This is a genomic window from Streptomyces ossamyceticus, assembly GCF_001418475.1.
GTDB lineage: Bacteria > Actinomycetota > Actinomycetes > Streptomycetales > Streptomycetaceae > Streptomyces > Streptomyces ossamyceticus.
On sequence record NZ_LIQX01000163.1, the window covers coordinates 1 to 5,241 of the forward strand.

Genomic DNA, 5,241 nt, shown 5'->3' on the forward strand with positions numbered 1-5,241 from the left:
CCCTCACCCCGCCCGTCCTGGGGGGACCCCTCGGGCTGCATCTCCGGCTGGCTCACCCGGTACTCCCTACTGACGACGCCGCTGACGACAGTGCGAGACGCGTGCACGCACCGCCGCGTCACCGGTCGTGCGCACGGCCTCTTCCTACCTCCCAATGGGTGGCGAAAACCCTGGTTTCATGGCTTTTCCGCCTGGAAGAGGTCCTTGATCAGGTATACGAATCCCCGCCCGCTCACTCGAAAGAGTGGCGCCGCGTGGGCCGGGCCGACCACGTAGGCTCGTGGGCGACCGCAAGAGAGCGAAACGAGGGAGCTGAACGTGATCCCCGGTGGTGGCCAGCCCAACATGCAGCAGCTGCTCCAGCAGGCCCAGAAGATGCAGCAGGACCTGGCGCGGGCCCAGGAGGAGCTCGCGAACACCGAGGTCGACGGTCAGGCGGGCGGCGGCCTGGTCAAGGCCACGGTCAACGGCTCCGGCGAGCTGCGCGCCCTGAAGATCGACCCGAAGGCGGTGGACCCGGAGGACACCGAGACCCTCGCCGACCTGATCCTCGCGGCCGTCCACGCGGCCAACGAGAACGCCCAGAGCCTCCAGCAGCAGAAGCTGGGCCCCCTCGCCCAGGGTCTCGGCGGCGGCTCCGGCATTCCCGGTCTGCCCTTCTGAGCCGACCCTCCACTCCACCGACCCCATCCGTGCCCCGCACCGCCTTCCTCGGACCGGCGGCGGCCGACTACGGTACGTACTGAAAGACACCAGGAAGGACGGCAGTCCGTGTACGAAGGCGTGGTCCAGGACCTCATCGACGAGCTGGGGCGGCTGCCCGGCGTCGGTCCCAAGAGCGCGCAGCGGATCGCCTTCCACATCCTTCAGGCGGAGCCGACGGACGTACGGCGTCTCGCGCAGGCCCTGATGGAGGTCAAGGCGAAGGTCCGCTTCTGCGCGACCTGCGGCAACGTCGCGCAGGAGGAACTGTGCAACATCTGCCGCGACACCCGCCGCGACCCGACGGTCATCTGTGTCGTGGAGGAGCCGAAGGACGTCGTCGCCATCGAGCGGACCCGTGAGTTCCGGGGCAGGTACCACGTCCTCGGCGGCGCGATCAGCCCCATCGAGGGGGTCGGACCCGACGACCTGCGGATACGGGAACTTCTCGCCAGGTTGGCCGACGGTACGGTCACGGAGCTGATCCTGGCCACCGACCCCAACCTGGAGGGCGAGGCCACGGCCACGTATCTCGCCCGCATGATCAAACCCATGGGCCTCAAGGTCACCCGCCTGGCCAGCGGCCTCCCGGTGGGCGGCGACCTGGAATACGCGGACGAGGTGACCCTCGGCCGCGCCTTCGAGGGGAGACGATTGCTGGATGTCTGACGCCACGCTGCACGCGACCGGCCTGAACCCGGACGACTTCGCCGTCCAGATCGCGGACCAGATCGAGAGCTTCCTGGTCGCGGTCACCGAGGTGGCCAAGGGCGACGAGCCGGACTCGGCCGTGCCCTTCCTGCTACTGGAGGTCTCCCAGCTCCTCCTGGCGGGCGGCCGCCTCGGCGCGCACGAGGACATCGTGCCGGACGAGCGCTACGAGCCCGATCCGGGCCCCGACCAGGACGTCGACGAGCTGCGGGAACGCCTGGCCGCGATGCTCGACCCGGTCGACGTCTACTCCGAGGTCTTCGACCCGTACGAGCCCCGCAAGGCGCCCGTGCCGGCCCGCATCTCGGACGACCTCGTCGACGTCATGGCCGACCTGCGCCACGGCATGGCCCACTACCGCGCGGGCCGCACCACCGAGGCGCTGTGGTGGTGGCAGTTCTCCTACTTCTCCAACTGGGGTTCCACCGCCTCGGCGACCCTGCGCGCCCTCCAGTCCCTGGTCGCCCACGTCCGCCTCAACCAGCCGCTGGCCGAACTCGACGGCCTCGACACCGACCAGGAACTCATGGGCGACGAAACCCTGGAGTTCGAGGCGGGCCAGGTCATGGCGGAGGAGATCGCGGGGCCGCTGGGGTTGCGGAAGGTCAAGTAGACCGCCGCCGCGAGGCACGGCTGAACCGACCGAGCGCGGCATCGAAGAGTTCACGGCGGGAGTTGGACGCCCCGAAGCACCAGGGCGCCCAACTCCCGCCGTACGCATGCCCATCCCGGCCCGTTTGTCGCGCCGTACGCAGGACGATGTCCGTCACCGGCGGTCATCATGGGACACATGAGTGCGTTGTTCGGCAGCCGCCCGGTCGGTGACTCCTCCGCTACCGCCTCCGGCGCGGGAGCCGTCGCCGCTCGTGGGGACATCGGTCTGACACAGACCGGGGACGGTGCGTACGGCGTGCACATCGGCAACGCCACGCTTCTGTCGCCGGAGAGCTGCCCACCCGCGGCCTCCGTCGACTGTCCTCCCGGACTGACCAACGTTCCGTCCCGCATCCCGCTCTTCGTCGGTCGTGACCGCGAACTCGCCCTGCTGGACGAGGCACTGGCCGCGCCCGGACAGGCGGTGGTGCACGCGTTGCACGGCCTCGGCGGGATCGGGAAGTCCACGCTCGCCGCCCGCTGGGCGACCCTTCGCGGTACGGAGTACGCCCCGATCTGGTGGATCACGGCGGACAGCCGCGCGGCACTCGACTCGGGTCTTGCCGGTCTGGCGGCAGCGCTTCAACCCACTCTGGTCACCCTGCTGCCGCAGGAACAACTCGGCGAGTGGGCCCGACAGTGGCTGGCCTCCCACACCGGCTGGCTCCTCATCCTCGACAATGTCTCGGACCCCGCTGATGTCGAACACCTCCTTGCCAGGGTGACGACGGGCCGATGCCTCATCACGAGTCGACGGTCGACCGGTTGGCGGAGCCTGGCGAAGCAGGTCGCGCTGGACGTGCTGTCCGCCGCCGAGGCGCTGGATCTCTTCACGCGGGTCCGGGGCGAGGACCCGGACGCCGCCGCCCTCTGCGCGGAGCTGGGGTTCCTCCCGTTGGCGGTGGCCCAGGCAGCGGCGTACTGCGAGGAGACGGGCTGCACCGGACGGGAGTACCTGGACGACCTGGCCGCCTATCCGGCCGAGATGTACGAGGCGACCGACGAGGGCGGTGACCACGAACGCACCGTCGCCCGGGTCTGGCACGTCACGCTGGACCGCTTGGCGCAGGATCCGCTGGCCGTACGGATCCTGCTGATGCTCGGGTGGTACGGCTCGGAGGGCATCCCGCGCTCCCTGCTCGCCTCGCTTGGCACACCCCCCGCCGTGCGCCGCGCACTCGGACGCCTCGCCGCCCACAGCATGATCACCCTGGACGACGACACCGTCGCCGTGCACCGCCTTGTGCAGGCCGTGTCCCGCACCTCGGCGGAGGACGACCGTCACCGGCACGTGGCGGCGATCGAGGCCGCGCGAGAGGCCGCGGTGCGGGCTCTGATCGAGGCCCTGCCGGAGGAGGACGACGGGCCGACCGACTGGCCGGCCGTACGGGCCCTGCTGCCGCACGTGGAGGCGCTGGCCGAGCACACGGCGCCGGAAGCGGACACCGAGGACATGGCGACGGTGTTCGTCACGGCGGCCGGCTACCTCACGCAGCTCGGCCTCCCGATGGCACCCAGGGCGGTCGCACTGTTCCGGCGTGTGGAGGCGGCGGTGGTTCGCGAGTGCGGCCCCGATTCGGAGGCGGCGCTGTCGGCCCGCGCCGCGCTCGCCCGTGCTCTGCTGATGACGGGGGACCCCGCGGAGGTCGGCCGCCTCATGGAGCGGCTGCACGCCGACTGCGTGACCGCGCTGGGCGAGGGGCACGTCATGACGCTCATCGCTCTCGCACAGATGGCTGAAGCGGCAGTGCGACAGGGTGATGACGCGCGCGCTCGACGGCTGATGGGCGAAGTCGTGGCGATACGTACACGCGAGCTGGGCGACGGGCATCGCAGCACCCTGTCAGCGCGTGCGGTGCTCGCCAGGTACTGGACACGGGACGACCGCGTTCGTGCGGGTGGCATGTTGGACGAGGTGCTCGGAGAGTGCCTTGCGGCGCTCGGCCCCGAGGATCCCCTGACCCTCCAGGTCCAGTCGGAGCAATTGACCCTGTCGATGGCTGCCGGGGGCGCGTTCAGCGTGGCACCGGTGCTGCGGACCCTGATGGGCGGAACGGTGGACGGTGCCCACTTCACGGGTGAAACGACCGGTGTCACGGCGCCGGCCCGTGCACTGGGCGCCGACTCCGCCGGCGACCAGTTCGAGGAGCGTGCGCCCCGCCTCACGCTCGATGTGACAGCCGTGGAACGACATCTCGCCACGTGCGTACGTGTGTTCGGTGATGAGGACATCAGAACCCTGCTGGTCCGGATGGTGCTCCTGCGCGCCTACGTCGACGCGGGTGAGATCGATCGCTTCACCGAACTGTTCGGGGTGGTCGAAGGACAAACGGTCCAGGCGCTGGGTGATGACCACCAACTGGCGCTCGTGGTGCGTGAGGGGAAGGCGTTGCTCGATCAGTTGGAGCCACTGCTCGGCTTCGCGGCGCCGATCTTCCGAAACGGTCTTCCGACCGATGAGATCGCGCGGTCGGTGAGCGAGAACCTCTCTCCCGAAGACCTCGCCCCTCTCATGGAGATGGTGGCCGCGGTGTGGCAGCGGATGGTGAACGGACAGACCACGAGCCAGGACACACGCTCACTCCTGAGCGCGGTCGCGAAGCTCCTCTCCACGCTTGACGGAGCACTCGCGTCCGGTCCCTCCACCGGTACCGACCACGACGCGGACGAGCGAGGCGCCCAAGGAGAGCCTGTGTGACTCGCCGCCGCTGTTCTCTCACCGATTTGAGTGACTGCACTGCTGTACGCCCCTCTTGGCCCACACAATGCCCTTATGACACTCAAGCCTTGGGCATGGGCCGGACTCGCCATCGGTGGGCTCGGCGTGGCGACGCTGGTCTCGGTCGCGTTCGTCGATCTGGGTAAGGCGGACCAGATCGCCAGCGTGGCGGGCGGTTCGGTCGGCGTGATCGGCTTCGTGCTCGCCCTCATAGTCCAGTTCGGCGGCTCGTCCCTGGCGACGGCTCAGCCAACTCCGATACCGCCCGCCCAGCCCGGGCCGGTCGACGCCTCCGGCGCCGGGGCGATCGCCGCGGGTGGCAACATCGGCTCGGCCTCGACCGGGGGTGTCGCCACACCGTCGGCCGCGCCGGCGCCCACCCCGTCCATGGCCGCCCCTGCGGCTGGCGTGACCGCCTCCGGCGCGGGCGCGATCGCCGCGGGTGGCAACATCGG

The 5,241-nt window shown here is 70.2% G+C and carries 5 protein-coding genes; all 5 read left to right on the forward strand.

What is annotated here, in order from left to right:
- The first annotated feature begins 318 nt into the window (after positions 1-318).
- Positions 319-663: a YbaB/EbfC family nucleoid-associated protein gene (locus AOK15_RS13750; protein ID WP_079058472.1), complete on the forward strand. Its 345-nt coding sequence runs from the start codon at positions 319-321 to the stop codon at positions 661-663.
- A gap of 108 nt (positions 664-771) precedes the next feature.
- On the forward strand, positions 772-1,371 hold the full coding sequence (recR, locus tag AOK15_RS13755; RefSeq protein ID WP_055516352.1) for a recombination mediator RecR: 600 nt from the start codon (positions 772-774) through the stop codon (positions 1,369-1,371).
- Positions 1,364-2,026, forward strand: coding sequence for a DUF5063 domain-containing protein (locus tag AOK15_RS13760; protein WP_055516354.1), 663 nt, complete (start codon positions 1,364-1,366; stop codon positions 2,024-2,026). The genes recR and AOK15_RS13760 overlap by 8 nt, the downstream gene beginning before the upstream one ends.
- Positions 2,027-2,203: 177 nt before the next feature.
- Positions 2,204-4,765, forward strand: a complete 2,562-nt coding sequence (locus tag AOK15_RS13765; RefSeq protein WP_157870242.1) for a tetratricopeptide repeat protein — start codon at positions 2,204-2,206, stop codon at positions 4,763-4,765.
- Between the two features lie 75 nt (positions 4,766-4,840).
- On the forward strand, positions 4,841-5,241 hold a 401-nt coding region (locus AOK15_RS13770), incomplete at its 3' end, for a hypothetical protein (protein ID WP_055516356.1).